We start from the raw sequence: 2,152 nt of genomic DNA, 5'->3' as shown, positions 1-2,152 counted from the left end.
ACTAGCTCAGTTGGTAGAGCGCGACCTTGCCAAGGTCGAGGTCACGAGTTCGAGCCTCGTGTGCCGCTCCAATTTCTCACCAAAAGAAATTGTAGTAGAAATAAAGATTCAAGATGAAAGGAACAAGGTTTAATTTTGACAGAACCTAGGACCTAGAATCTTCATATAATGCGGTACTAGCTCAGTTGGTAGAGCGCGACCTTGCCAAGGTCGAGGTCACGAGTTCGAGCCTCGTGTACCGCTCCAATCTTATTTACTTTCCAGATATTCATTTTCAAATAGCAAACAATAATCCACATGTGAATCATTATAAATTTAATTTATATAATTTTTATTAGATTTGAAGTACTCAATGGATGCGAACGATCTGTGTTGTAAAACCTAGCTCTAAAACGTTTCGCCTTGCAAAGTGGCAATAATACGCCTAGCCCCGCCATGGTCGCGATGTTCGCCTAAGTATATTCCTTGCCAAGTCCCCAGCGCTAATTGACCATCATTAATAGGTATCGTTAACTCGCAACCTAAAGTGCTGGTTTTAATATGAGCAGGCATATCGTCAGTACTCTGTAATTAAAGAAAAATGGACTCTTTAAATCCTTATATCATTTGAGAACTATAGCTTCTTATATAGTCCATTCAAACGATATTAAATGGACTATAAAGTTTTTAATGTTAAACATCGTAAGGTGAAAGCAGAAGGTATCACTCAATAGGGGGTTGCTCTTTATTGTGAATTTTTTTACGTATTAGAGCTCCCTTAAGTACGTTACTCGCTACAATTTTACATTTATTGAGTAATCTTGCTAGTAAAGCAAAAATAAGCCAGAGGAGTTTAAATAGGGCTAGAAAAGCTGTAATAGATCTGCGCTTGTCGTTACTTTCACGTTTATCAAAGCCAAATAGCTTTGTTGTTGAATTTGCAATTTTAAGACCTACAACTACTGAAAACAATATAAAAAACAGCCATCTATAGCTATAATCAACTTTTACTGTCTTTAGTTGCTCAGACCGTTTTTGCATTTGCTTCTTGTTCATTAGTAGCATAGGTACAATACATTCATTAGCAATGGCAAGTGGTCTAGTTATAACATCTACATTTTTTCCATTTAACTCAGATCTTGCATTACAATAAATTGCGGGAGTTGTTTGGCAAATGTGAGACTCTTTCACATATTGTTGAGAATTTTTTGAAATATGAGTCACAGGGCACATTACATCATTATAAGCTATTAGCTCACTTCTAATCTGCTCAATCACATGAGCATCGATCGCAGACCATTTGGGGGAATAGTAGTCTTTTACAGTATCCGCCCCCAAGGAAATATACACTTTATGATGAAAAGCCATGTTTTCATTTATGACAGGCTGAATGTAAGAAGCCCAATCGCAAGATACTAAATCCATCTTATTTTTACGACATAAGGTATCGTAATCTTTTACTTGTTCAAGCAAATACGAATGGGCTCTTTTAGATAACAGATCTTTTTCTGAGTAATCAGACTTTGAACCCGAAACATTCAACTCATAAACAAAGAAAACGGCTGTTAGCAGTGCAAATAGATACCATAGATGATCAAACGCTTGTCTAAATCGTTCTTGCAACCCTATTACATCTACAATTATTAGTGCTAAGCTCCATCCAATTAAAACCCCCATACTTAACAATGGAATGTACCCTATAGTACTGCCCAGCATTCCAGCTTCGCTAATTCCGTAAGAGTCTGGTAAATAGTTTATATTTGGAATGAATCCGAGGATTGATAAGAATCCTGGACTAAACATAAGAAGTAACACTGTAACTACTCCTTTTGTTCTAGCAATTACGTATCCACATATTGGAAGTAAAAAGCAAAGTACGAGTGATATCAAAATAAGTGCACTAAGAGGAACTAGAGCCGCCTCTGAAGGAGACCAATAACTCCCGTTTATATAACCAGCTTCATTTATAGTAATGAAATTACTACTGTTTAGCCCTAGTCCATCTAAAATTTGCTGTAAGTTATAAGCTGCACCATACAAAAACAATGCATATGGTATTAGAAATGTTGACATTCTTCACCAAGTTGACTGTATAAATATGGCGCTGATCCATTTCTGTGTTGGTTTGCTATACTAAGTAAATCAAATCATGTTAGGAGCGTCCATGAATAAT

At 36.5% G+C, this 2,152-nt stretch carries 1 protein-coding gene, 1 tRNA gene and 1 pseudogene; 1 reads left to right on the top strand and 2 read right to left on the bottom strand.

Translation table 11 applies throughout. The features are described from left to right. Window positions 1-170: 170 nt before the first annotated feature. Window positions 171-246: transfer RNA gene (locus AAEY57_RS19045), tRNA-Gly, on the top strand. Window positions 247-387: 141 nt separating this feature from the next. Here AAEY57_RS19045 and AAEY57_RS19040 read toward each other — a convergent pair. Together AAEY57_RS19040 and AAEY57_RS19035 are read right to left on the bottom strand one after the other, a co-directional pair. Further along, window positions 388-567: pseudogene (locus AAEY57_RS19040) on the bottom strand (YjbQ family protein); the annotation flags it as partial. Between the two features lie 135 nt (window positions 568-702). Next, window positions 703-2,052, bottom strand: a complete 1,350-nt coding sequence (locus AAEY57_RS19035; RefSeq protein WP_350608559.1) for a hypothetical protein — start codon at window positions 2,050-2,052, stop codon at window positions 703-705. Between the last annotated feature and the right edge of the window lie 100 nt (window positions 2,053-2,152).

Source organism: Pseudoalteromonas sp. MER144-MNA-CIBAN-0113 (assembly GCF_040308965.1).
Classification (GTDB): domain Bacteria; phylum Pseudomonadota; class Gammaproteobacteria; order Enterobacterales; family Alteromonadaceae; genus Pseudoalteromonas; species Pseudoalteromonas tetraodonis.
Note: the sequence above shows the minus strand (reverse complement) of the source record. Positions and strands in the feature narration are given on the sequence as shown.

Bases quoted from the DNA above. Each gene is read 5' to 3' on its own strand.
- AAEY57_RS19035 (WP_350608559.1), bottom strand. From the start codon at position 2,052: ATGTCAACATTTCTAATACCATATGCATTGTTTTTGTATGGTGCAGCT.